The following is a 23,118-nucleotide window of genomic DNA, read 5'->3' as shown; positions in this document are numbered from 1 at the left end:
TTTCTCATGACCTTTGAATGGTGGTTCGCCTACCTGCTGACCTCTATTATTTTGAGCTTGTCTCCAGGCTCTGGCGCAATCAACACCATGACCACCGCCATCAGCCACGGTTATCGCGGTGCCAGCGCATCGATTGCGGGTCTACAGACCGGACTGGGCATTCATATCGTTTTGGTTGGCGTAGGGCTGGGAACGCTATTTTCACGTTCAGCGATCGCGTTTGAAGTGCTGAAGTGGGCGGGCGCGGCTTACCTGATTTGGCTAGGAATTCAGCAATGGCGGGCGGCGGGCGCTATCGATCTGAACACCATGGCGAATACGCAATCGCGCAGCCGCCTGTTCAAACGCGCGGTCTTTGTTAATCTGACCAACCCCAAAAGCATTGTTTTTCTTGCCGCCCTGTTCCCGCAGTTTATCCTGCCGCAGGAACCGCAGTTGATGCAGTATGTGGTGCTTGGCGTCACGACCATTGTGGTCGATATTATTGTGATGATCGGTTACGCGACGCTGGCTACGCGCATTGCTGGCTGGATTAAAGGGCCAAAGCAAATGAAAGCGCTGAACAAAGTGTTTGGTTCACTGTTTATGCTGATAGGCGCCCTGCTTGCGTCGGCAAGGCATGCCTGATAACGGTGCCGGATGGCGTTAGCGCTTATCCGGCATAAAGGAAGCTTAGCGCGAAATGATCAGATGGATACCGAAGCCCGCGAACAGCGCGCCGGCAAAGCCATCGATCCACTTCGCCAGACGCTGATAGCCGCGACGCATTTTCGGTAATGCAAACAGGCTGGCAACCACGGTAAACCACGCAAGCGTTTCCACGATGATCAGCGCGAAAATGCCCCAACGCGCGCCCGCTCCTACACTATCGCCAACAAACAATGAGAACACGGAGCCAAAATAGATAATCGCTTTCGGGTTGGCGAGGTTGGTCAACAGACCTTTTAAAAAGCTGCGTCCGCTCTGCGCCAGTTCAACCTGTGGGGCAGGGGCCGCTACGTCCTGTTTTTTAAACGCGCCGCGCAGCATCTGGTAACCCATCCAGCACAGATACAGGCCGCCGCCCACCATGATAATGGTGTGCAGCCAGGCCATTTTTTCGATAATCAGATGCAGGCCAAGCAGCGCCACGCCAGCCCAGACCATGACGCCACAGGTAATACCCAGCACGCCCATCATGGCTTCTTTGCGCGAACGGCTAACGGCCGTTTGAGAAACAAAGAAGAAATCGGGACCGGGACTCATCAGCGCAACGATATGCACCAACGCAACGGTAACAAATAGCGTTAACATAAAAATGACTCGCGGGGAAATAGTTCAGTGAGTCACCATCCTGGCACTTTTTTGCCTCGCTGACTACTCTTCGTCGTCACCATCGACGTGGGCGCGAATAAGTGCCATAAACTCTTTGCCAAAACGTTCAAGTTTACGCATTCCCACGCCGTTGACGCTCAGCATTTCGCTCGGCGAAACCGGCATCTGCTCGGCCATTTCAATCAACGTGGCATCGTTAAAGACGACATACGGCGGGATATTCTCTTCATCGGCAATCGCTTTACGTAGCTTACGCAATTTGGCAAACAGTTTGCGATCGTAATTGCCGCCGAAGGATTTCTGCATAGCGCGCGGTTTCAGCGCCACGATTCGCGGTACCGCAAGCTGCAACGGGACTTCACCGCGCAGAACCGGACGCGCGGCATCGGTCATCTGCAGTGCGGAATGCTGCGCGATATTTTGCGTCACCAGCCCAAGATGGATAAGCTGGCGAATTACGCTCACCCAGTGTTCATGGCTTTTATCGCGCCCCATGCCATAAACCTTGAGTTTATCGTGGCCCAACTCGCGGATACGCTGATTATTCGCTCCGCGCAGAACCTCCACCACATATCCCATACCAAAGCGCTGATTGACCCGGCCAATCGTGGAAAGCGCAATCTGCGCATCGTTTAAGCCGTCGTACTGTTTTGGCGGATCGAGACAAATATCGCAGTTACCACACGGCTCCTGACGCCCCTCGCCAAAATAATTCAGCAGAACCAGACGACGACAGGTTTGCGCCTCGGCAAACGCCCCCATCGCATTGAGCTTATGGCGTTCGATATCCAGCAGTTGTCCGGCAGGTTTCTCTTCGAGGCAACGGCGGAGCCACGCCATATCAGCCGGATCGTAAAACAGCATCGCTTCCGCCGGCAGGCCATCACGCCCGGCACGACCGGTTTCCTGATAATAGGACTCAATGTTGCGCGGGATATCAAAATGCACCACGAAGCGCACGTTAGGTTTGTTGATCCCCATGCCGAACGCTACGGTCGCCACCACAATTTGCAGGTCATCGCGCTGGAATTTTTCCTGCACCTCGGCGCGCACGCTGTTTTCCAGCCCGGCATGATAAGCCCCGGCGCTGATGCCACGACTTTGCAGGCGCGCAGCGGTGTCTTCGACTTTAGCGCGGCTGTTACAGTAAATAATGCCGGACTTACCACGCTGTTCCTGCACATAGCGCATCAGTTGATCGAGCGGCTTAAATTTCTCCATCAGCATGTAGCGAATATTCGGCCGATCAAAGCTGCTGATCTGAATTAACGGATCGTTGAGGCCCAGCAGGCGGACGATATCCAGCCGGGTGGTTTCATCCGCGGTCGCGGTTAACGCCACAAACGGCAGCGTTGGGAAACGCTGACGCAGTTGGCCCAGCGCGGCGTATTCAGGGCGGAAGTCATGCCCCCACTGCGAAATACAGTGCGCTTCATCCACCGCCAGCAGCACCGGATTCCAGTGCCCAAGATGCTCAAGGAAGTTATCCAGCATCAGGCGCTCAGGGGCAATATACAGCAAGCGAACCTGCCCGCTGCGACAGCCGGCCATCACCTCAAGCTGCTGCTCACGACTTTGGGTGGAGTTCAGGCACGCCGCCGCCACGCCGTTGGCCAGCAGTTGATCGACCTGGTCTTTCATCAGGGAAATCAGCGGCGAAACAACAACGGTGAGTCCGTTGAGTAATAATGCGGGAATTTGATAGCACAGGGATTTGCCGCCACCGGTGGGCATAACGACCAGGCAGTCGCGACCAGAGAGCACGGTGTCGATAATTTCTTCCTGGCCTGGGCGAAACTGTTGGTAGCCAAAGGTTTCCTGCAAAACCTGTTTAGCGCCCATTTCCAGATTCAACACTTCCGCCTGCGCCACATTAACCCCATTAACCTGAAATAAAAACAGGCGCTATTTTCAGCGCCTGAGAAAGAAACTGCAATGATTAAAATACTCTCAATATCTGTCAGAAGATATCGTTAAGCATTACACCCACGCCAACACGGGTCTGATTGAAGTTGTAGTCAATCAGCGATTCTCCGTAACCACTGTAGACCTGGGTGTAGAGACGAACATGCTTCGTAATAGGATAGCTTGCCCCTAACTCTGCGCCGCCGTAGCCGGTGTTCCAGTTGTACTGACCTTTTACGCTGATAACGGCGTCGCCCAGGTGATACCCCATTTTCAGCTGATAATAGCCCATGTATTTGGTGATGTCGGGGTTATCATCGGTACTGCCAATGACGTACCACGGCTTTACTTCCACCAGCCAGTTGCCGTTTTCTGCCATCAGGCGGGTATACAGGCGGTTCCAGCTACGTGAAGTGGGGTCGGAGCGCCCGTTGGAATCATGGTTATAACCCATTTCGACATCACGTAGCGTCCACCCGGCAAAGCGATAGTCGGTGGCGAAACCAAGGAACAACTGCGGCTCGTAGTTGGTTTCGCGAAACGGTGAAGATTCTTCACTGTTCGAAAGCTGCCACCAGGATTTCTGCGTATAGGAACCGCCAAGAACCGAGTTCGGACCCAATATTCCTCGCCAAAGGGGAAACGCCAGGCTTAGCTGAAACTTCACCTCATCTTTGCGCGCATTGTCCGACCAGCTATAGCTGCTGATCGCCTCTTTGTTCATGTCGCTGGTATTGGTGTAGATAAGGTAGTTGGTGTCATAAGGGTAAAGCGTGAAAGGGTTGTCATGCTCTTGCAGCATATTAGCGATGATACTGCCCCGAACTGCTGGTGCATCATGAATCTCTTTTACTGTCGCTTCCTGCGCATACGCGGTCAACGGCAGCATGACTGCTGGTAGTAACCATCCCAGAATCGCCCGCATCGGTAATGTTCTCCTGAACCAAAATATTGATGAATTGTATAATTTTCTGACAAGCATTCTACATACTTAGCTCGTTCCTCGTTAGTTATCCCGTCCTAAAGTAGAAAACAACAAATAATAAGCATAATATCAACATTTCATTAACCAATAAGGTATTAAGATCGTATGTCTGCTGTACTGACCGCTGAAGAAGCCCTGAAGTTAGTGGGTGAAATGTTTGTTTATCATATGCCGTTTAACCGTGCGCTGGGGCTGGAACTGGAACGCTATGAAAAAGAATTTGCGCAATTAGCGTTTAATAATCAACCGATGATGGTCGGTAACTGGGCGCAAAGCATTCTGCATGGCGGAGTGATCGCCTCAGCACTCGACGTCGCCGCCGGACTGGTGTGTGTAGGCAGCACGTTGACCCGTCACGAAACGATCAGTGAGGACGAACTGCGTCAGCGAATGTCACGTATGGGCACCATCGATTTACGCGTTGATTACCTGCGCCCGGGGAGAGGGAATCGCTTTACCGCCACCAGCAGCCTGCTGCGGGCAGGTAATAAAGTAGCCGTTGCGCGTGTTGAACTGCATAACGAAGAACAGCTCTATATCGCCAGCGCAACCGCCACTTATATGGTGGGGTAAGCGCTTAAAAAAAGGTAAACTGCTGTTACATTTCTGCAATGAGTTTTCCCGATGGATGCTAAACAAACGCGGCAGGGCGTGTTACTCGCTCTGGCTGCCTATTTTATTTGGGGTATCGCTCCCGCCTACTTCAAACTGATTTACTATGTCCCGGCGGATGAGATCCTGACGCACCGCGTCATCTGGTCATTTTTCTTTATGGTGGTGCTGATGAGCATCAGCCGCCAGTGGTCGGGTGTTAAAACGCTGCTACAAACGCCAAAGAAGATCTTCCTGCTGGCGCTCTCTGCGGTGCTCATCGGCGGAAACTGGCTGCTGTTCATTTGGGCGGTCAATAATCACCATATGCTGGAAGCCAGTCTCGGCTATTTTATTAACCCGCTGGTGAATATCGTGCTGGGGATGCTTTTCCTCGGCGAGCGCTTTCGTCGCATGCAGTGGTTGGCGGTACTGTTAGCCGCCTGCGGCGTACTGGTACAGCTGTGGACCTTCGGCTCATTGCCGATAATCGCGCTGGGACTGGCGTTCAGCTTTGCTTTTTATGGTCTGGTGCGTAAGAAGATTGCCGTTGAAGCGCAAACCGGCATGTTGATTGAAACCCTGTGGCTCTTACCCGTTGCCGCTATCTACCTGTTTGGCATTGCGGATAGCCCAACCAGCCATATGGGGCAAAACCCGATGTCACTCAATCTGCTACTGATTGCCGCCGGTATCGTGACCACCATTCCGCTGCTGTGCTTTACCGGCGCAGCGACACGTCTGCGTCTTTCAACACTGGGTTTCTTCCAGTATATCGGACCCACGTTGATGTTCCTGCTGGCGATCACCTTTTACGGTGAAGTGCCGGGAGCGGATAAAATGGTGACGTTCGCCTTTATCTGGGTGGCGCTGGCGATTTTCGTGATGGATGCGATTTATACGCAACGCAGAACGCGTATGGGGATGTGAAGGCTTTTTGCCTGATGGCGCTACGCTTATCAGGCCTACGGGACCTGTAGGCCTGATAAGACACCGCCATTAAAGCCAGTTCTTACGTTTAAAGTACAGATACGGCGCCAGACCTGCGAGCATCATAAAGACAATCGCGCCAGGATAACCGAAGCTCCAGTGCAGTTCCGGCATAAATTCAAAGTTCATGCCGTAGCTGGAAGCCACCAGCGTCGGCGGCAGAAATACCACCGAGACCACCGAGAAGATCTTGATGATGCGGTTCTGCTCAATATTGATAAAGCCCATCGCCGCCTGCATCAGGAAGTTAACCTTCTGGAACAGCGATTCGTTATGCGGCAGCAGAGACTCGATATCGCGCAGGATCTCACGCGCCTGCTCCAGTTGACCACCCGGCAGACGCGCTTTACGCACCAGAAAGTTCAGTGCGCGCTGGGTATCCATCAGACACAGGCGTACCTTCCAGCCGATATCTTCCTGTTCCGCCAGCGTGGAAAGCGCTTCGTCGTATTCATCGCCCTGACGCCCTTCCATGATCACACGGCTGAGTTTTTCCAGGTCGCTATAGATGTTTTCAATCTCATCCGCCAACTGTTCAATTTTGGTTTCGAACAGATCGAGTAGCAGCTCGTAGGCGTTACCATCCACCATCGCCTGGTTACGCGCACGCATGCGATACAGACGAAACGCCGGCAGTTCGCGTTCGCGCAGGGTAAACAGGCGGCCTTCGCGAATGGTAAATGCGACGGTTGAGTTACCCGCGTGATCGTCGGCGTCTTCATAGAAGAAGAAGGAGTGAATGTGCAGTCCATCCTCGTCTTCAAAAAAACGTGCGGATGCTTCGATGTCTTCCAGTTCAGGGCGCGTGGCCAGATTCTGGCCCAAGTCCTTTTGCACACGGTTTCGTTCTTCGTCATCCGGCTCGACTAAATCGACCCAAACCGAACTGGCCAGGTGCTCGATCTCGTCTGCCTCAAGGCGAGTTAAACGATTGTTTTCCAGTTGAAATGCGCTCAGCATGACCGGGACTCCCAATGCAAAAAATTATCGGACAGTTCGGAGGGCACACAGAAACAAATTGGGTTTCAGACCATTAAACAGCCTGACTCAGCGCGACGGGAAAAAACAGAAGGTCGCTGACAACCGCGAAGGCTATCAGCAAAAAGGGATAGCCTTAGGAGTTGATCCTGGATGACAGGATAATGAGCCAGTATCTACTGGGTGTGTCCAAGGCGAATGTCCTCTTAGCGTAATCGTGCGCGCATGTTACGCCAGCAAAATTTTGACGTCAACACGCAACGGATGGCGAAAAAGTAATAATTTCCCCTTATACAGAAAGGTTAGCAGAGGGGAATTATTTATCTATGATTTCAGAATATTAACCGACAGATAGCCGAATGGCGGCTTCGCCTTATCCGGCCTACAAATCAAAATGTTACCCGGTCAGTAGATCTGATACGCGCAACGACATCAGGCGATCACACCGTTTCCAGTCTGGCGTAAGCCGCCACCAGCCATTTAATGCCCTGCCCCTGGAACGCGACCTGCAAACGACTGTGCTCACCGCTACCTTCGAGGTTGACGATGGTGCCCTCGCCGAACTTCGCGTGGCGTACCCGCTGGCCAAGTTTGTAGCCGGTATCGTTTTCCGCCATTGGCGTGCCCATCCGCTGATGGCTCACCGGACGGCTAACCGTGGCGCGCAGACGCACCTCTTCAACGCACGCTTCCGGCAGTTCGCCGATAAAGCGCGACGGACGATGGTAAACCTCTTTACCGTACAAACGACGCGTTTCGGCGTAGGTGAGCGTCAGTTTCTGCATCGCGCGGGTGACGCCGACATAGGCCAGGCGACGTTCTTCTTCGAGACGGCCGCCTTCATCCAGCGACATCTGGCTCGGGAACATGCCTTCTTCCATACCCACGATAAATACCTGCGGGAACTCCAGCCCTTTCGCCGAGTGCAGGGTCATCAGCTGTACCGCGTCCTGCCAGGTATCCGCTTGCCCTTCGCCTGCTTCCAGCGCGGCGTGGGAGAGGAACGCCTGCAGCGGCATTAAGTCTTCGTCTTCTTCGTTGTAGCTGAACTGGCGCGTTGCCGTCACCAGTTCGTCTAAGTTTTCGATACGCGTCTGACCCTTCTCGCCTTTTTCCTGCTCGTACATCATGCGCAGGCCGGAATCTTTAATCACCCGGTCAGTCTGCACGTGCAGCGGCATATCAGCGGTCTCTTGCGCCAGCGCGTCAATCAGTTCCATAAAGCGCTGTAAGGCGCTGGCGGCGCGACCGGCCAGGGCTTTTTCCTGCAGCAGTTCACGACAGGCCTGCCACAGCGTTAGCTGGCGGTCACGGGAAGTCTGGCGCACGACATCTAAAGTACGATCGCCAATCCCGCGCGTTGGCGTATTCACCACACGCTCAAACGCGGCATCGTCATTGCGGTTAGCGATCAGACGCAGGTAGGAGAGCGCGTCTTTAATTTCCTGACGTTCAAAGAAGCGCATACCGCCATAGATACGATACGGCATGCTGGCCTGTAGTAAGGCTTCTTCCAACACGCGTGACTGGGCGTTGCTACGATACAGAATCGCGCACTGTTCCAGCGCGCCGCCGTTGTCCTGCCAGGTTTTGATGCGATTGACCACGAAGCGCGCTTCATCAAGTTCGTTGAAGGCGCAATACAGCGAGATCGGCTCGCCGTCGACGCCGTCGGTCCACAGTTTTTTACCCAGGCGCCCGTTGTTATTTTCAATCAGGGCGTTAGCTGCGCTAAGAATATTGTTGGTCGAACGGTAGTTCTGCTCCAGACGAATGGTTTCTGCGCCCGGGAAATCATTGAGGAAGCGCTGAATGTTCTCCACCTGCGCGCCGCGCCAGCCGTAGATCGACTGGTCATCATCGCCCACGATCATCACCTTGCCGGTGTCGCCCGCCAGCAGACGGATCCAGGCGTACTGAATGTTGTTGGTATCCTGGAATTCGTCCACCAGGATATTGGTAAAGCGTTCGCGGTAGTGCTGCAGAATGTGCGGCTTGTTGAGCCACAGTTCATGGGCGCGCAGCAGCAGTTCGGCGAAATCCACCAGCCCCGCGCGATCGCAGGCTTCCTGATAAGCCTGATAGACCTTCTGCCAGGTCTGTTCGACCGGGTTGCCGTAGCTTTGCAGATGGTGCGGGCGCAGCCCTTCATCTTTCTGGCTGTTGATAAACCACATTGCCTGACGCGGCGGCCACTGCTTTTCGTCAAGGTTCATCGCTTTGATCAGGCGCTTGAGCAGACGCAGTTGGTCCTCGCTGTCGAGGATCTGGAAATCCTGCGGCAGGTTGGCATCCATATGGTGCGCGCGCAACAGACGGTGCGCCAGGCCGTGAAAGGTCCCCACCCACATTCCGCCCTGGCTGGTTCCCATGATCTGACCAATACGGTGGCGCATTTCCGCCGCCGCTTTGTTGGTAAAGGTCACCGCCATAATGGAGTACGGCGAGTTGTTCTCTACCGTCAGTAACCAGGCGATACGATGCACCAGTACGCGAGTTTTACCACTCCCCGCGCCTGCCAGAACCAGCATGTTGCTGCGTGGCGCGGCCACCGCTTCACGCTGTTTATCATTAAGGCTGTCGAGCAGGTAAGAAACGTCCATTGGCACCGCCGCGTAAAAGTAGGTAAGGCGGAGAAGCGTAGCGCCATCCGCCAAAAAAGCTGGGTATATATACAGAGTTCTGCTGGTGATTATATCAGCGAGGTCAGAGATGCCAACTGTGAAATTTCAATATGCGGCAGCAAACGGCTGTCTGCGGTTTGCATCAGGTCGGCATTTTCCGGTTTGATCCAACAAGCCTGCATACCACAACGAATAGCGCCTGCAACGTCTGTCGTCAGATCATCACCCACATGCAGAATTTCACCTACCGGCATTTTCAGTTTTTCCGCCGCCAGCGCGTACATGTCGCTGAACGGTTTTGAGCGCCCGTCGGGACCGGCGCGCAGCACAAACTCAAAATAATCACCCAGACCAAACAGTTCCGGCTGCGCGTTACCATTGGTGATCGCCACCAGCGGCCATTTGCGGGCCAGCGCCTTCAGCGTGTCATGCGTCGCCTGCGGAACATCAATGCGGCTACGCCATTTGGCGAAATTCATCATCGCCGCATTCGCCCCCATCAAGGCTTCTGCCGCTGACAGACCTGCCTCCAGCATAGCGCGCTCTACGGCGCGGTGGCGCCATTGGGTAACGTCGTGGTAGATTTCCGGCTCGGCGTCACGAACGGCCTGACGTAAGCGCTGCAGGTCGCTATTTTGCAGCGAATTCAACGCCGGATGATAATTCTGTACAAACGCGAGCGCTTCCTGCTCGGTGCGTGTGATAACGGGACGGTTATCGTAAAGGGTGTCATCAAGGTCAAAGGTGAGCGCAGAAATACGCCCCAAAGGCCGGTAAAAACGCATTATTTCCCCCGTTTGGCGCGCGGATGCGCCGCATCGTACACTGAAGCCAGGTGTTGAAAATCAAGATGGGTATAGATTTGAGTAGTGGAGAGATTGGCATGACCCAATAACTCCTGCACTCCGCGCAGATCGCCGCTCGACTCCAGCATATGCGTCGCAAAAGAGTGGCGCAATTTGTGGGGATGGACGTGGCTGTTCAGCCCCTGTTTGATACCCCATTCCGCAAAGCGTTTCTGCACGTTACGCGCAGAGATGCGCTTGCCCAGTTTAGACAGGAACAACGCATCGTCATCCCCGCCAAATAAACCGCGCAGATCCAGCCAGTGCTCAATCCACGCCACCGCATTGCGGCCGATCGGCAGACGACGTTCTTTACTCCCCTTGCCCATCACCCACACTTCGCCGGTGTCGAGATCGAGATGTTTAATATCCAGCCCAACCAGTTCAGATAAACGCAGTCCCGCGCCGTACATCACTTCCAGCATCGCCCGGTCGCGCACGGCAAGGGGATCGTTGAGATCGATATCCAGCAGACGATTAACATCATCGACGTCGATATTTTTAGGTAAGTGGCGTGGCGCTTTCGGCGCGGAAACGCTTTTTGCCGGGTTGGCTTTCAGCTCGCCCTGATTAACCAGCCAGTCGAAGAAACTGCGTAGTGCGGAGAGACGCAATGCCAGACTCGCCGCTCCCAGCCCTTTTCGACGGCTGCGCACAGCAAAGCTGCGTACCATTGCAGCGTCACATTGTTGCCAGCTTTGCAGACCGGTTTCTCCGGCTAACGTGATGATGGCATCAAGCTGACGCTGATAATTGAGTAGCGTGATCGGGCTAAGCTGGCGCTCAACGCCCAGATAGCGCAAAAAGCGCGCCACATCCTGAGAAAGGGGTGAATCGGTCATACGCGTTCAATCCAGCGCTCCAGCAGCTCCGGCAACATCAGCGAGATTTCTTGCAGTAATTGTGTACCTTGCCCCTGCTGGTAATGGTTAACGTCACGGCTGCTGAACAGCATCACGCCCAGGGAACCATCTTGCCCCAGCATCGACATCGCCACCGAGCCTATCGCTTTCGCCTCCGGCATCATAACCAGCAATTCCGGACCATTGAGTGGCCCAAGATAGTGCTGCGACTGTCCCAGACGCTGAATACGCAACGGTTCAAAGGTCTGACGGCTTAATGCCAGATGCGTAAATTTGGATGGCGCGCCAAGTCGCCACCGGTCCGGAAACAGACGCACCGTCGCGCCGGCCAGCCCCAGCTCACGCGCCCAGCGATGAAATCGCATCAGCATATCGTCAAGACTGCTGGCCGACACCAGGCGACTTTGCAGATTTAGCAGACGATAGAACAGGCTTTCATTGGCGTTGGCTTGTTCCATCAATAACGCCATGTTCTCTTCAAGCACATTAATATGATTACGTGCCCGCGCCATATGCCATTCAACTAAAGAGATCGTGCCCCGCACAGGGTGTGGGACGCGCATCGCTTCAACTGCCCGGGCATTACGGATAAAAAACTCAGGATTACGTTGCAGGTAATCGACGACCGCCCGATCGTCGAGCTCCATGAGCGTTTCCTGTAGTTCTTCCCCTGGTTGCTTCATAAGTGAATAAATCCGTCGTAGACATGTGCCGCCGGGCCAGTCATATACAGCGGATGACCCGGACCTTTCCAGGCGATATCAAGTCGACCGCCAGGTAACTCCACCCTCACCTCTTCTGCCAGCAGGCCCTGCTGAATACCTACCGCAACAGCGGCGCACGCTCCGCTGCCGCAGGCCTGCGTTTCACCCGCCCCGCGTTCATAGACGCGCAGCCGGATATGCTCGCGCTTTACCACCTGCATAAAGCCGATGTTGGCGCGTTCAGGAAAGCGTTCGTGGCTTTCCAGCACCGGTCCCAGCGTTTCCACCGTGGCCGTATCAACATCATCAACCTGAATCACGCAGTGCGGGTTCCCCATTGAAACCACGCCGCACAATATTGTCTGTTCGGCCGCGCGCATAATATAGGTCTTCTCTGCTTTGTTGGCGCGAAACGGAACCTGCGAAGGTTCAAAGTTGGGTTCCCCCATATTCACCCGCACCAGTTCGTCGTCGGTTACGGTTAACACCATACGACCATTCGCGGTACTGACGCGAATATCACGTTTATTGGTCAGCCCTTTCAGGCGAACAAAGCGAGCAAAACAACGGGCGCCATTGCCACACTGTGACACTTCACTGCCGTCGGCATTAAAAATACGGTAGTGGAAATCCAGCTCCGGATCATACGGAGGTTCAACCACCAGCAACTGATCAAACCCAACGCCGAGATGCCTGTCGGACAGGCGGCGGATCAGCTCTGGTGAGAAAAAGACATTCTGCGTTACCGCGTCGACGACCATAAAATCGTTGCCAAGGCCATGCATTTTAGAGAATTGCATCATTCACTCCGTTCACGCGGGTACAGAAATGTAAATCTATTCCTGCCGTCAGTAATTCACCTGAGAAGGGCCGTCGCTAATCCCACGATCGTTTTTCTCAGGCGTGGTGGATTGCGATTGCGGCTGAACGCTCTTGGTCGGAGGCGGCGCGGTTTTATCTGCTGGCGGGAAATAGAGCGGGCCTTTTAGCCCACACCCCGTCAGGCTGAACAGAGTTAAAATGACAGCGAGTGGCTTTAACACGTTTTTCATTATGGATTGCCTGTAAAGTTCATGCTTTCTGTTTTCTATCATCGCAGGAGAAGGCGTAAAAGCAAGAGTTAGCCTGTAATCTGCAACGCGTTTTGTTTCAGGTTATACTGCCATCATCACGAAAAACAGGATAAGAAAATGAACGACAGTGAATTTCATCGCCTTGCCGACACCCTGTGGATGACCATTGAGGAGCGTCTGGATGACTGGGACGGCGACAGCGATATCGATTGTGAGATCAACGGCGGCGTGCTGACCATCAGCTTCGAAAACGGCAGCAAAATCATTATTAACCGTCAGGAGCCGCTGCACCAGGTGTGGCTGGCAACCAAACAAGGCGGCTACCACTTTGACCTGAAAGGCGACGAGTGGATCTGCGACCGTAGCGGCGAAACGTTCTGGGATTTGCTGGAGCAGGCGGCAACGCAGCAGTCGGGTGAAGAGGTGAGCTTCCGTTGATTTTTTGCCGGATACGCTTTGCTTATCCGGCCTACAGTAGGCCCGGTAAGGCGTAGCCGCCACCGGGCGAAAAGCCTCAGGAGAAATACTGCTGCAACATCGGCGTGTCGTTATCCTGATTAGCTGGCGGGACTGGGTTGAGCGGCTGGGTACGGAACGGAATCACCTGCGCACGTCCGTCGGTTTTCACAATCTGATAGAACTGCGGCAGGTTAAAGTTGATGAAGCTGGAGCCGTAGGTAAAGCGATCGTGCGACGATGAATAGAAGCGGCTGACATCACGTACCAGCTCTTCTTTGCTTCCCTCGCAGTGGTGATACACCTCCGCACGGTTACTCTCATCCAGTATATAAATATTAAAGCCCTGCTCATCGCCCGTTTCTTCGAAAAAGAACTGAATGATCCCTTCACTGGCAAAGCCATCCACCACCGACGGGAGTTTCACGTGGTTCGTTTCAACCTGGACGGAAAGGCCGTGCAGTTTGTTGTGTGAAATCGCCCCATAGAATTCGATGGCGTTTTCCAGTTTCTGTACCGATACGTTCAGACGCTCGAAGAACAGTCCCCACGTCTGACCAGACACGCGCAGCGCTTTGAAACGCCCGGTTTCCTGGCGGGTACTGGAAAGGCGCAGCTGGATACACTCAGAAACCAGTTGCTGCACGCGGGTACGGATTAACCCACGCAGATGCTGGCTGTAGCAGAACACTTCGACGCTATCCGGCGGCGCGGCATCCTGGTGCATTTTGCCCAGAATCGTTTTTAACGCTTCAATCATCGCCTGCTCGCCGTTGAAGTGCAGCGTACGTACTTCATTCCACGAGTTGCGGTACAGCAGGTCGACGCTCCCTACCAGGCAATTTTGCTCTTCGCCAAAGCTGAAGACGTCCAACTTACGGAAATCAAAATGCACCACCTGATTACGGAATGCGGTCGTCGGGTCATATTCAAGGTTAACGATAATCGCCAGATGGCGAATTTCGCACGGACTGTAGAGCGCTTTCGGCGTTGGTGCCGGCAGGCGCAGCGGGAAGTGGTGCGATACATCGGCGACCATCTCCTGCAGCTTCGGCAAATCGACAATACCGTTGCCCTTAATAAACAAATGCGTACGCGATGTCAGCAGACCGTTGAACCAGGCCCACGCCACCAGCTTGTTAAGGTAGCGGTTATATTCCAGTGGCTGATGGCTGATGATCGAATCCATATTTGGCGCGCGGTTGTAGAGATACCAACCCGAACGGTTGGCGCGGCCCGGCGGCACATGGATAAAGGTCAGGTTCGGTTCTGAGAGGTCCGGAGATATTTGCGGGTTCACCAGCGTTACCTTACCCGGCAACGCTTCAAACGCGGCATACAGCTTACGGGTCAGCACGCCGATATCCTGCGGACTGGCGCTAACGCTGAGGTTATTGCGCCGCGCAAAGCGGATCAGATTACGATAGCTCTGCATCATCGCATCAAGCAGTTCGTTATGCGCTTCACGTACCTGATCAATCTTCCAGTTAGCGCGGTTATCCAGCATTGTCAGACGGGCTTCGTCCCAGCCCCATTCTTGCACTAACTGACTTAATACTTCACGACGCCAGCCCACGCAGGCGCGCTCGCGGCTCAGTTTCTCACACACTTTTAAGTAGAAACATCGACGCACTAAATCCAGGCGCGTCGGGTCTTCGATCGCCGTGAGATATTCGGTCACACGCTCCAGCATCATGCAGTAGGGATCGAGACCAAAAGAGACGATCTCGCCATCGTGCAGGCGCTGTTTAATGTCTTTCGCCAACAGGCGAGGATTGGGATATTCCCAGGAGTAGGCTTCCAGCAGCAGCGTCTTCAGCACCGCTTTGTACGGGGAATCGATACTTTTGTATAACTGCCAGAGGCTGGCGCCAAAGTACTCTTCGGCGGAGAGCGAACTGAGTCCGCCGAGATCCAGCCATTCGTTTGGCGTTAATACGCCCTGCGCGTAGAGCTTCATGACGTAATCGTCGTAATGCTCTTCTTCGTCGCCCGGCACCATATTCCACAGAATACGTTTGCCCGCGAGGCGCACAGCGGTGCGATAGAATTCATCAAGCAACAGGATATGCTGCGTCGAGCCACAGTCTTCACCACCAAGACTGCCGCTTTCATTGTGACGGAAACGGTTTTCATCAATCAGGAAGAAACTGACTTCCACGCCCAGCGAAGCGGCCCAGCTTTCGAGCAGGCTACATTTACGCTGCAACAGCTGGCGCTCTTCGCTATCCAGCCAGGATTGGTGGCAGACCCAGATATCGAGGTCGGAAGAACAGCTTTGCCCTACCGAAGAGGTGCTGCCCATTGAGTAGACGCCGGTGATCGGCAGTTCGCCCTTGGGAGGTTCCTGCGGTGACATACCGCGGTACAGTTCGAGTTCATTGAGGTAGTGGCGTTGGGTTTCATCAGGCGTGTAAAAGCATATGCCTTTGGGAACGTTACCATCGAGGTAACCCGGCATCAGAGGGTGGTGGTAGTGCAATAATGTCGGCAGCAGACTGTATACCTGCTGGAAAGCAGGTCCCATGGCAGCAAGCGCGCGATCCACACGCAGTTGATTTATGGCATCCAGTCTCTGTTTCAGAGTCTCAATATAGAGGTACAAGACGTATCGCCTGATGTTACTATCCGTCATGCTGTCGATTACTGCGGCGCAAGCGCTCACAATAATCGTCATCAATTCGGATAAACCGTATGTCAAAAATAACCGTTACCTGTTTTTCGCCCGTATTTTTTTGTGCGGTACAGCCGAAAAAATGGTCTAAAACGTGATCAATTTAACACCTTGCTCATTGACCGTAAAGAAAGATGCGCTACATACAAGTGTAGCACCGTTCGTTACGTGTAAATTCCTTCATACGGTCGGAAGGTTTCTCGTCATTATTCACTGCCACTGATGATGCAGCAGCTTTTCCTCTCACTTACGTTTGAGCGTAACGCTGACATCCCTTTGATAAGGATGTTAGGATGGTCAATGATTGATAATGACGGTAACAAGCATGTTAGACAATGTTTTGAGAATTGCCACACGCCAAAGCCCCCTTGCGCTCTGGCAGGCACATTATGTCAAAGACGCCTTAATGGCAAATCACCCCGGTCTGATCGTGGAACTGGTTCCTATGGTAACCCGTGGCGATGTGATCCTTGATACCCCGCTGGCAAAGGTCGGAGGGAAAGGGTTGTTTGTTAAAGAGCTGGAAGTCGCGCTGCTGGAAAAACGCGCCGATATCGCCGTGCATTCCATGAAGGATGTGCCGGTTGAATTCCCTGACGGTCTTGGACTGGTCACCATTTGCGAGCGAGAGGATCCGCGTGATGCTTTCGTCTCAAATAAGTACAACACGTTGGATGACCTTCCCGCAGGTAGTATTGTCGGGACATCCAGTTTGCGTCGCCAGTGCCAGTTGGCAAAGCGTCGCCCGGATCTCGTCATCCGTTCGCTGCGCGGCAACGTCGGTACGCGTCTCGGCAAATTGGATAACGGCGATTATGACGCCATTATTCTGGCGGTCGCCGGGTTAAAACGTTTAGGGCTTGAGTCGCGAGTCCGTACCGCACTGCCGCCGGAAGTCTCCCTGCCCGCAGTCGGGCAAGGCGCCGTCGGCATAGAGTGCCGACTGGACGATATGCGTACTCAGGCATTGTTAGCGCCGCTCAACCACGAAGAGACCGCGCTACGTGTAACAGCCGAACGCGCCATGAACACTCGCCTCGAAGGGGGATGTCAGGTGCCTATCGGCAGTTATGCCGAACTCATCAACGGTGAGATTTGGCTACGCGCGCTGGTCGGCGCGCCTGACGGATCGCAGATGGTATGCGGGGAACGTCGCGGCGCCGCGCAGGATGCTGAACAGATGGGCATCTCTCTGGCAGAAGAGCTCCTGGAGAATGGTGCGCGCGCCATTCTGGCTGAAGTTTATAACGGAGAAGCACCCGCATGAGTATTCTGGTCACCCGCCCGTCTCCCGCAGGGGAAGAGTTAGTGAGCCGTCTGCGCACACTGGGGCAGGTGGCCTGGAGTTTTCCGCTCATCGAGTTTTCCCCGGGTCGGGAACTGGCAACACTCGCCTCCCGACTGTTGGCGCTGACGGATAACGATCTGGTTTTTGCCCTCTCGCAGCACGCTGTCACCTTTGCCGATGCCGAACTTCAGCAACAAGGGAAAAGCTGGCCTTCCCTTCCGCATTATTTTGCCATTGGTCGTACAACGGCGCTGGCGCTGCATACTGTTAGCGGCTGCAATATTCACTATCCTCTGGATCGGGAAATCAGCGAAGTCTTGCTACAATTACCTGAATTACAAAATATTGCGGGAAAACGCGCGCTTATTTTACGCGGTAACGGCGGTCGGGAACTGATAGGTGAAACCCTGACGGCGCGCGGAGCCGATGTTGATTTTTGTGAATGTTATCAACGCAGTGCAAAAAATTACGATGGTGCGGAAGAAGCAATGCGCTGGCAATCTCGCGGCGTGACCACGGTGGTGGTCACCAGCGGTGAGATGTTACAACAGCTCTGGTCGCTCATTCCGCAGTGGTATCGTGAGCACTGGTTACTACGCTGTCGGCTGCTGGTCGTCAGTGAGCGTCTGGCGCACCTCGCCCGGGAACTGGGCTGGCAAGATATTAAGGTCGCTGATAACGCCGACAACGATGCGCTACTACGCGCATTACAATAACTCTCATAATGGGATGCCATAATGACGGAACAAGAAAAATCCTCCGCCGTGGTTGAAGAGACCAGGGAGGCCGTGGAAACCACAGCACAGCCAGTCAATACTGAAAAAAAGGGTAACAACAGCACGGCGCTGATTCTGAGCGCGGTGGCGATTGCTATTGCGCTGGCAGCAGGTGTGGGTCTGTATGGCTGGGGGAAACAGCAGGCAACAACGCAGACGGCAACCAGCGATGCGCTGGCGAACCAGCTGACGGCGCTGCAAAAAGCGCAAGAAAGCCAAAAAGCTGAGCTGGAAGGCATCATTAAACAGCAGGCAACGCAGCTTGATGAAGCCACTCGCCAGCAAGCCGCGCTGGTCAAACAGCTTGATGAAGTACAGCAAAAAGTCGCCACTATCTCCGGCAGCGATGCTGGGACATGGCTGCTGGCGCAGGCTGATTTTCTGGTAAAACTGGCTGGTCGTAAATTATGGAGCGATCAGGACGTTACCACCGCCGCGGCGCTGCTGAAAAGCGCCGACGCCAGTCTGGCGGATATGAACGATCCGAGCTTAATTGCCGCCCGTCGCGCGATTACTGACGACATCGCGAGCCTCTCCGCGGTAACTCAGGTCGACTATGACGGCATTATCCTGAAAGTGAATCAGCTCTCTAACCAGATTGATAACCTGCGTCTGGCCGACAACGACACCGACGATTCACCGATGGACTCCGACAGCAGCGAGCTGTCCAGCTCAATTAGTGAATGGCGCGTCAACCTGCAAAAAAGCTGGCAGAATTTTATGGACAGCTTTATCACTGTTCGCCGACGAGATGAAACCGCCGTCCCGCTGCTGGCGCCGAACCAGGACGTTTACTTACGTGAGAACATTCGTTCTCGCCTGTTAGTAGCCGCCCAGGCCGTACCGCGTCATCAGGAAGAGACATACCGCCAGGCGCTGGAAAATGTCTCCACCTGGGTACGCGCCTACTACGATACCGACGATGCAACCACCAAAGCTTTCCTGGAAGAGGTAGACCAGCTGAGCCAACAAAGCATCAGTATGGATGTGCCGGAAACACTGCAGAGCCAGGCTATTCTCGACAAATTAATGCAGACCCGCGTGCGTAATTTACTGGCGCAGCCTGTCACAGCGCCGGTTGCCGCCGCTCCTGCTCCTTCGGCAGACACCCCGGCAACCGCGCCGCAAGGAGAATAATGATGCTAAAAGTATTATTACTCTTTGTACTGTTGATTGCCGGGATCGTCGTTGGTCCAATGATTGCCGGTCATCAGGGCTACGTGCTGATCCAAACCGATAATTACAACATTGAAACCAGCGTGACGGGCCTGGTGATCATCCTGATCGTCGCGATGGTCGTCCTGTTTGCGATTGAATGGCTGCTGCGCCGAATTTTCCGCACCGGCGCGCATACCCGCGGATGGTTTGTCGGCCGTAAACGTCGCCGCGCCCGCAAGCAGACTGAACAAGCGCTGCTCAAGCTGGCAGAAGGCGATTATCAGCAGGTTGAAAAGCTGATGTCGAAAAACGCCGATCACGCTGAGCAACCGGTAGTGAATTACCTGCTGGCGGCAGAAGCGGCCCAGCAACGTGGCGATGAAGCGCGTGCGAATCAACACCTTGAGCGTGCAGCTGAACTGGCCGGGAATGATACGATCCCGGTAGAAATCGCTCGCGTTCGTCTGCAACTGGCGCGTAATGAAAATCACGCCGCGCGCCACAGCGTAGATAAGCTGCTGGAGGTGACGCCGCGTCATCCGGAAGTGCTGCGTCTGGCTGAGCAAGCCTACATTCGCACCGGCGCATGGAGTTCGTTACTGGATATCATTCCATCTATGGCTAAAGCGCATGTGGGTGATGAAGAGCACCGCGCAATGCTGGAACAACAGGCATGGGTGGGTCTGATGGATCAGGTTCGCGCCGATCAGGGCAGTGAGGGGCTACGTACGTGGTGGAAAAACCAGAACCGTAAAACCCGTCATCAGGTTGCCCTGCAGGTCGCGATGGCTGAACATCTGATTGAGTGCGACGATCACGATACGGCGCAGCAGGTCATCATTGACGGTCTGAAACGTCAGTATGACGACCGTCTGGTGCTGCCGATCCCGCGCCTGAAAACCAACAACCCGGAACAGATAGAAAAAGTGTTGCGCCAGCAGATTAAGGCCGTTGGCGATCGCCCGTTGCTGTGGAGCACGTTGGGGCAATCGTTAATGAAGCATGGCGAATGGCAGGAAGCCACGCTCGCCTTCCGTGCTGCGCTCAAACAGCGCCCGGACGCCTACGACTACGCCTGGCTTGCTGACGCGCTGGACAGGCTGCATCAGCCGGAAGAAGCCGCCACCATGCGCCGTGATGGCCTGATGTTGACGCTGCAGAACAACAATCCCCCGCAGTAATTCCCTCTTGCCCGGTGGCGCTTCGCTTACCGGGCAATTGTATACACAAAATCATTCAAGATGCATCAAGGCGGCAAGTCTGGGAATCCCCAAGAGCTTACATAAGTAAGTGACTGGGGTGAGCAGACGTAGCCAACAAAGAGGCAGCTTGAAGGATGACGTGTATATGCATAAAAAAACGCCCGCTCGGTAAGGAGCAGGCGTTAAACAGGTCTGTATGACAACATAATGGGTGCTTCACTCAACGTTATGTCCATGGTGTTTGATGAGGCCTGAGCGACATCTGTCTGTGGACGATAAGCACCGTAAACGGCTCTGCATCATTCCTGAGTTTATGAGGCCTGATGGCGAACATAAGAGATGGAATGAGCATCTACCCGTATATTATTGCACAACGCATGCCACGATTGCACTGCAAAAACTACGGATTCGAACTTTTTAAGACATCAGGTAATTCGCGGGAATAAAGGCTGAGGAGGGAAAATCAGAAAACAAAAAACCCCGCCGAAGCGGGGTTCAAAATTGGTCGGCGAGAGAGGATTCGAACCTCCGACCCACTGGTCCCAAACCAGTTGCGCTACCAAGCTGCGCTACTCGCCGTTTTACTGCTTTTTGAATTTTTAGTTCAATTCTTTAAGTCGTGGTGCGAGGGGGGGGACTCGAACCCCCACATCCTAAGGACACTAACACCTGAAGCTAGCGCGTCTACCAATTCCGCCACCTTCGCATTTCACAACTTTAAATTAATGGGGTGGCTAATGGGATTCGAACCCACGACAACTGGAATCACAATCCAGGGCTCTACCAACTGAGCTATAGCCACCACTGCAAATCTTTTACGCGGTATTAAAACCACCGCAGCTCCGGCACCTAACTAAATGGTGCGCCCGACAGGATTCGAACCTGAGACCTCTGCCTCCGGAGGGCAGCGCTCTATCCAGCTGAGCTACGGGCGCTTAGCGCCGTTGCGGGGCTGGATATTACGGAGGTCTCGGTCTTCTGTCTAGTGCTTTTTTAAAATAAATTATCGTTTGGTCATGGTTTGTGCGTTTTGTCGCTTATTCCCGCAATTTATGGGCTGTGCCATGACGATTCAGACCAAAAACCTTATAAATGAGCGTCACAGCCAGTAAGAAGATAATCCCAACAAACAGCGACATTCGGGTATCTTCATTAAAGTACATACCGATTAATACGCAAATCAGGAACGCCATCGTCAAATAATTCGCCCACGGGAACAGAATCGAGCGGAAAGGATGACTGGCGATCGCCGCTTTATGCGCCTGACGGAAACGCAACTGGCTTATCAGGATCACAAACCACGGCACCATCCCCGGCAACACACTGGCACTATAGACATAAACGAACACCCGTTGCGGATTGGGAATGATGTAGTTCAGGCACGAACCAATCAGCAGGATCGCGATAGAAATCGCTACACCGGCAACCGGCACGCCATGGCGAGAGACTTTTCCAACAACGGCTGGTAGCTGGCGATTCTTTGCCAGCGCGTAGAGCATACGCCCACAGCTGTACATGCCGCTGTTACAGCCAGACAGCGCCGCCGTCAGGACCACAAAGTTAATAATCCCTGCCGCAGCGGTAATACCAATCTTGGCAAAGGTGAGAACAAACGGGCTGCCGTTGCTGCCAATCTCGTTCCACGGGAAAATAGTGACGATAACAAAGATCGCGCCGACGTAGAAAATCAGGATACGCCACAGCACCTTCCCCACCGCGCTACGCAGCGTGACCTGGGGGTTCTTCGCCTCACCCGCAGTAATGCCGATCAGCTCTACACCCTGGTAGGAAGCCACGACAATACACAATGCCGTAAGGAAGCCCTTCCAGCCGCCGGCAAAGAAGCCGCCGTGGTCGGTCAGGTTGCCAAAGCCAATCGCCTGGCCACCGTTGCCAAAGCCGAAGAAAATGACCCCTAACCCAATAACGATCATCACAATGATGGTGGTCACTTTGATCATGGCAAACCAGAATTCAATTTCACCATACAGGCGAACCGCAGCGAGGTTTGCCAGCGCAACCAGCCCGACAGCAATCAGGGCGGGTATCCATTGCGCCATTTCCGGGAACCAGAACTGTACGTACACCCCGATGGCGGTAATCTCTGATATCCCTACCGCCATCCACATAAACCAGTATGACCAGGCGGTGAGATAGCCAAAGAAGGGACTCATGTAACGGTGCGCGTAAACCGCGAATGAACCGGCAACCGGCTCGAGGAATAACATCTCCCCCATGGAACGCATAATGAAAAAGACGAACAGCCCCGCGACAATATACGCCAGCAGGACCGAAGGCCCCGCCCATTTCAGGGTACTGGCGGCGCCCATAAACAGTCCGACGCCAATAGTGCCTCCAAGGGCAATTAATTCGATGTGACGAGCCTCCAGCCCACGCTGTAGCTCAGGTTTGTTCTCGGCCATAAATCCTCTTGATGTGTTTGCATGCTGTCCGGTATTACCGGTTCTCGTTATGGGTACATCTTGTTATTCCATAACAGGCCATACGGCACCGACCGCTTAACGGTTGGCGCCAAAAACACCACGGCACTGTAATGATTGTTGCGAATGGTTTCCTAAAATCGCTTAAATGGCAATTAAAGCATTCAAAAAATGAATAGATTGTGCGAGAAAGCAGCGATTATGTTGTGAATAAGTAGCGTGATGAGCAGATCACGCTACTTATCAGAGGA

At 53.9% G+C, this 23,118-nt stretch carries 21 protein-coding genes and 4 tRNA genes; 8 read left to right on the top strand and 17 right to left on the bottom strand.

Going from position 1 to position 23,118, the window contains the following annotated elements:
- Nucleotides 1-6: 6 nt before the first annotated feature.
- Nucleotides 7-627: a homoserine/homoserine lactone efflux protein gene (gene rhtB / locus OGV69_RS02195; RefSeq protein WP_069325083.1), complete on the top strand. Its 621-nt coding sequence runs from the start codon at nucleotides 7-9 to the stop codon at nucleotides 625-627.
- 45 nt (nucleotides 628-672) lie between these two features.
- Here the strand turns inward: rhtB and rhtC are convergent, their stop codons facing one another.
- From rhtC to pldA, 3 genes are all read right to left on the bottom strand, one after another.
- Nucleotides 673-1,293, bottom strand: a complete 621-nt coding sequence (rhtC, locus tag OGV69_RS02190) for a threonine export protein RhtC (protein WP_069325084.1) — start codon at nucleotides 1,291-1,293, stop codon at nucleotides 673-675.
- A 63-nt stretch (nucleotides 1,294-1,356) separates the two neighbouring features.
- A complete protein-coding gene (gene recQ, locus OGV69_RS02185) occupies nucleotides 1,357-3,186 on the bottom strand; it encodes an ATP-dependent DNA helicase RecQ (protein ID WP_038634489.1) in 1,830 nt (609 codons plus the stop codon).
- 88 nt (nucleotides 3,187-3,274) lie between these two features.
- Entirely contained in the window at nucleotides 3,275-4,144 is an 870-nt protein-coding gene (gene pldA, locus OGV69_RS02180; protein WP_038634493.1) for a phospholipase A, read from the bottom strand.
- A 165-nt stretch (nucleotides 4,145-4,309) separates the two neighbouring features.
- Between pldA and yigI the strand changes: the two genes are divergently transcribed.
- Together yigI and rarD are read left to right on the top strand one after the other, a co-directional pair.
- A complete protein-coding gene (yigI, locus tag OGV69_RS02175) occupies nucleotides 4,310-4,777 on the top strand; it encodes an acyl-CoA thioesterase YigI (protein ID WP_003017917.1) in 468 nt (155 codons plus the stop codon).
- Nucleotides 4,778-4,828: 51 nt separating this feature from the next.
- Complete coding sequence (rarD, locus tag OGV69_RS02170; protein WP_038634496.1) at nucleotides 4,829-5,725, top strand: EamA family transporter RarD; 897 nt, start codon at nucleotides 4,829-4,831, stop codon at nucleotides 5,723-5,725.
- A 69-nt stretch (nucleotides 5,726-5,794) separates the two neighbouring features.
- On the opposite strand, the gene corA is transcribed toward rarD, so the two are convergent.
- The 8 genes from corA to lptM form a co-directional block, all read right to left on the bottom strand.
- A complete protein-coding gene (gene corA, locus OGV69_RS02165; RefSeq protein WP_038634499.1) occupies nucleotides 5,795-6,745 on the bottom strand; it encodes a magnesium/cobalt transporter CorA in 951 nt (316 codons plus the stop codon).
- Nucleotides 6,746-6,899: 154 nt separating this feature from the next.
- Nucleotides 6,900-6,956, bottom strand: a complete 57-nt coding sequence (ysgD, locus tag OGV69_RS02160; RefSeq protein ID WP_212723238.1) for a YsgD/CorL family protein — start codon at nucleotides 6,954-6,956, stop codon at nucleotides 6,900-6,902.
- A 247-nt stretch (nucleotides 6,957-7,203) separates the two neighbouring features.
- Nucleotides 7,204-9,366, bottom strand: a complete 2,163-nt coding sequence (gene uvrD, locus OGV69_RS02155; protein WP_038634502.1) for a DNA helicase II — start codon at nucleotides 9,364-9,366, stop codon at nucleotides 7,204-7,206.
- An 89-nt stretch (nucleotides 9,367-9,455) separates the two neighbouring features.
- Nucleotides 9,456-10,172 (bottom strand): 5-amino-6-(5-phospho-D-ribitylamino)uracil phosphatase YigB, encoded by a 717-nt coding sequence (yigB, locus tag OGV69_RS02150; RefSeq protein ID WP_069325085.1) that lies wholly within the window; start codon nucleotides 10,170-10,172, stop codon nucleotides 9,456-9,458.
- Nucleotides 10,172-11,074, bottom strand: coding sequence for a tyrosine recombinase XerC (gene xerC, locus OGV69_RS02145; RefSeq protein WP_069325086.1), 903 nt, complete (start codon nucleotides 11,072-11,074; stop codon nucleotides 10,172-10,174). The genes yigB and xerC overlap by 1 nt, the downstream gene beginning before the upstream one ends.
- A complete protein-coding gene (locus OGV69_RS02140) occupies nucleotides 11,071-11,778 on the bottom strand; it encodes a DUF484 domain-containing protein (RefSeq protein WP_069325087.1) in 708 nt (235 codons plus the stop codon). Before OGV69_RS02140 ends, xerC begins: the two co-directional genes overlap by 4 nt.
- The gene (gene dapF, locus OGV69_RS02135; RefSeq protein ID WP_038634512.1) at nucleotides 11,775-12,599 is read right to left on the bottom strand and encodes a diaminopimelate epimerase; all 825 of its coding nucleotides are present in this window, start codon (nucleotides 12,597-12,599) and stop codon (nucleotides 11,775-11,777) included. Before dapF ends, OGV69_RS02140 begins: the two co-directional genes overlap by 4 nt.
- A 48-nt stretch (nucleotides 12,600-12,647) precedes the next feature.
- Nucleotides 12,648-12,851, bottom strand: a complete 204-nt coding sequence (gene lptM, locus OGV69_RS02130; protein ID WP_032940199.1) for an LPS translocon maturation chaperone LptM — start codon at nucleotides 12,849-12,851, stop codon at nucleotides 12,648-12,650.
- A 138-nt stretch (nucleotides 12,852-12,989) separates the two neighbouring features.
- Between lptM and cyaY the strand changes: the two genes are divergently transcribed.
- Nucleotides 12,990-13,310, top strand: a complete 321-nt coding sequence (gene cyaY / locus OGV69_RS02125; RefSeq protein WP_038634515.1) for an iron donor protein CyaY — start codon at nucleotides 12,990-12,992, stop codon at nucleotides 13,308-13,310.
- Nucleotides 13,311-13,386: 76 nt separating this feature from the next.
- On the opposite strand, the gene cyaA is transcribed toward cyaY, so the two are convergent.
- Nucleotides 13,387-15,933, bottom strand: coding sequence for a class I adenylate cyclase (cyaA, locus tag OGV69_RS02120; RefSeq protein ID WP_286469047.1), 2,547 nt, complete (start codon nucleotides 15,931-15,933; stop codon nucleotides 13,387-13,389).
- A 394-nt stretch (nucleotides 15,934-16,327) separates the two neighbouring features.
- Between cyaA and hemC the strand changes: the two genes are divergently transcribed.
- The 4 genes from hemC to hemY are packed head-to-tail and all read left to right on the top strand — an operon-like array spanning nucleotide 16,328 to nucleotide 20,405.
- Nucleotides 16,328-17,269 (top strand): hydroxymethylbilane synthase, encoded by a 942-nt coding sequence (hemC, locus tag OGV69_RS02115; RefSeq protein ID WP_038634520.1) that lies wholly within the window; start codon nucleotides 16,328-16,330, stop codon nucleotides 17,267-17,269.
- The gene (hemD, locus tag OGV69_RS02110; RefSeq protein ID WP_038634523.1) at nucleotides 17,266-18,006 is read left to right on the top strand and encodes a uroporphyrinogen-III synthase; all 741 of its coding nucleotides are present in this window, start codon (nucleotides 17,266-17,268) and stop codon (nucleotides 18,004-18,006) included. Before hemC ends, hemD begins: the two co-directional genes overlap by 4 nt.
- A 21-nt stretch (nucleotides 18,007-18,027) precedes the next feature.
- The gene (hemX, locus tag OGV69_RS02105; RefSeq protein WP_038634526.1) at nucleotides 18,028-19,203 is read left to right on the top strand and encodes a uroporphyrinogen-III C-methyltransferase; all 1,176 of its coding nucleotides are present in this window, start codon (nucleotides 18,028-18,030) and stop codon (nucleotides 19,201-19,203) included.
- Nucleotides 19,204-19,205: 2 nt separating this feature from the next.
- Entirely contained in the window at nucleotides 19,206-20,405 is a 1,200-nt protein-coding gene (hemY, locus tag OGV69_RS02100; protein WP_038634530.1) for a protoheme IX biogenesis protein HemY, read from the top strand.
- 523 nt (nucleotides 20,406-20,928) lie between these two features.
- Here the strand turns inward: hemY and OGV69_RS02095 are convergent.
- From OGV69_RS02095 to thrP, 5 genes are all read right to left on the bottom strand, one after another.
- Nucleotides 20,929-21,005: transfer RNA gene (locus tag OGV69_RS02095), tRNA-Pro, on the bottom strand.
- Nucleotides 21,006-21,046: 41 nt separating this feature from the next.
- A tRNA-Leu gene (locus tag OGV69_RS02090) sits at nucleotides 21,047-21,132 on the bottom strand.
- A 20-nt stretch (nucleotides 21,133-21,152) separates the two neighbouring features.
- Nucleotides 21,153-21,228: transfer RNA gene (locus OGV69_RS02085), tRNA-His, on the bottom strand.
- A 56-nt stretch (nucleotides 21,229-21,284) separates the two neighbouring features.
- Nucleotides 21,285-21,361, bottom strand: a tRNA-Arg gene (locus OGV69_RS02080).
- Between the two features lie 102 nt (nucleotides 21,362-21,463).
- Nucleotides 21,464-22,849 (bottom strand): bifunctional threonine/serine APC transporter ThrP, encoded by a 1,386-nt coding sequence (gene thrP / locus OGV69_RS02075; protein ID WP_038634533.1) that lies wholly within the window; start codon nucleotides 22,847-22,849, stop codon nucleotides 21,464-21,466.
- Between the last annotated feature and the right edge of the window lie 269 nt (nucleotides 22,850-23,118).

The sequence above is a fragment of the Citrobacter sp. Cc139 genome, assembly GCF_030334645.1.
GTDB classification, from domain to species: Bacteria; Pseudomonadota; Gammaproteobacteria; order Enterobacterales; family Enterobacteriaceae; genus Citrobacter; species Citrobacter werkmanii.
This window is presented reverse-complemented; position numbering and strand designations above follow the sequence as displayed.

Coding starts and splice junctions, on each gene's coding strand:
- yigI (WP_003017917.1), top strand. CDS start 4,310: ATGTCTGCTGTACTGACCGCTGAAGAAGCCCTGAAGTTAGTGGGTGAA.
- OGV69_RS02140 (WP_069325087.1), bottom strand. CDS start 11,778: ATGAAGCAACCAGGGGAAGAACTACAGGAAACGCTCATGGAGCTCGAC.
- xerC (WP_069325086.1), bottom strand. CDS start 11,074: ATGACCGATTCACCCCTTTCTCAGGATGTGGCGCGCTTTTTGCGCTAT.
- yigB (WP_069325085.1), bottom strand. CDS start 10,172: ATGCGTTTTTACCGGCCTTTGGGGCGTATTTCTGCGCTCACCTTTGAC.
- cyaY (WP_038634515.1), top strand. CDS start 12,990: ATGAACGACAGTGAATTTCATCGCCTTGCCGACACCCTGTGGATGACC.
- hemC (WP_038634520.1), top strand. CDS start 16,328: ATGTTAGACAATGTTTTGAGAATTGCCACACGCCAAAGCCCCCTTGCG.
- hemD (WP_038634523.1), top strand. CDS start 17,266: ATGAGTATTCTGGTCACCCGCCCGTCTCCCGCAGGGGAAGAGTTAGTG.
- thrP (WP_038634533.1), bottom strand. CDS start 22,849: ATGGCCGAGAACAAACCTGAGCTACAGCGTGGGCTGGAGGCTCGTCAC.
- corA (WP_038634499.1), bottom strand. CDS start 6,745: ATGCTGAGCGCATTTCAACTGGAAAACAATCGTTTAACTCGCCTTGAG.
- uvrD (WP_038634502.1), bottom strand. CDS start 9,366: ATGGACGTTTCTTACCTGCTCGACAGCCTTAATGATAAACAGCGTGAA.
- lptM (WP_032940199.1), bottom strand. CDS start 12,851: ATGAAAAACGTGTTAAAGCCACTCGCTGTCATTTTAACTCTGTTCAGC.
- rhtB (WP_069325083.1), top strand. CDS start 7: ATGACCTTTGAATGGTGGTTCGCCTACCTGCTGACCTCTATTATTTTG.
- pldA (WP_038634493.1), bottom strand. CDS start 4,144: ATGCGGGCGATTCTGGGATGGTTACTACCAGCAGTCATGCTGCCGTTG.
- rhtC (WP_069325084.1), bottom strand. CDS start 1,293: ATGTTAACGCTATTTGTTACCGTTGCGTTGGTGCATATCGTTGCGCTG.
- hemY (WP_038634530.1), top strand. CDS start 19,206: ATGCTAAAAGTATTATTACTCTTTGTACTGTTGATTGCCGGGATCGTC.
- dapF (WP_038634512.1), bottom strand. CDS start 12,599: ATGCAATTCTCTAAAATGCATGGCCTTGGCAACGATTTTATGGTCGTC.
- hemX (WP_038634526.1), top strand. CDS start 18,028: ATGACGGAACAAGAAAAATCCTCCGCCGTGGTTGAAGAGACCAGGGAG.
- rarD (WP_038634496.1), top strand. CDS start 4,829: ATGGATGCTAAACAAACGCGGCAGGGCGTGTTACTCGCTCTGGCTGCC.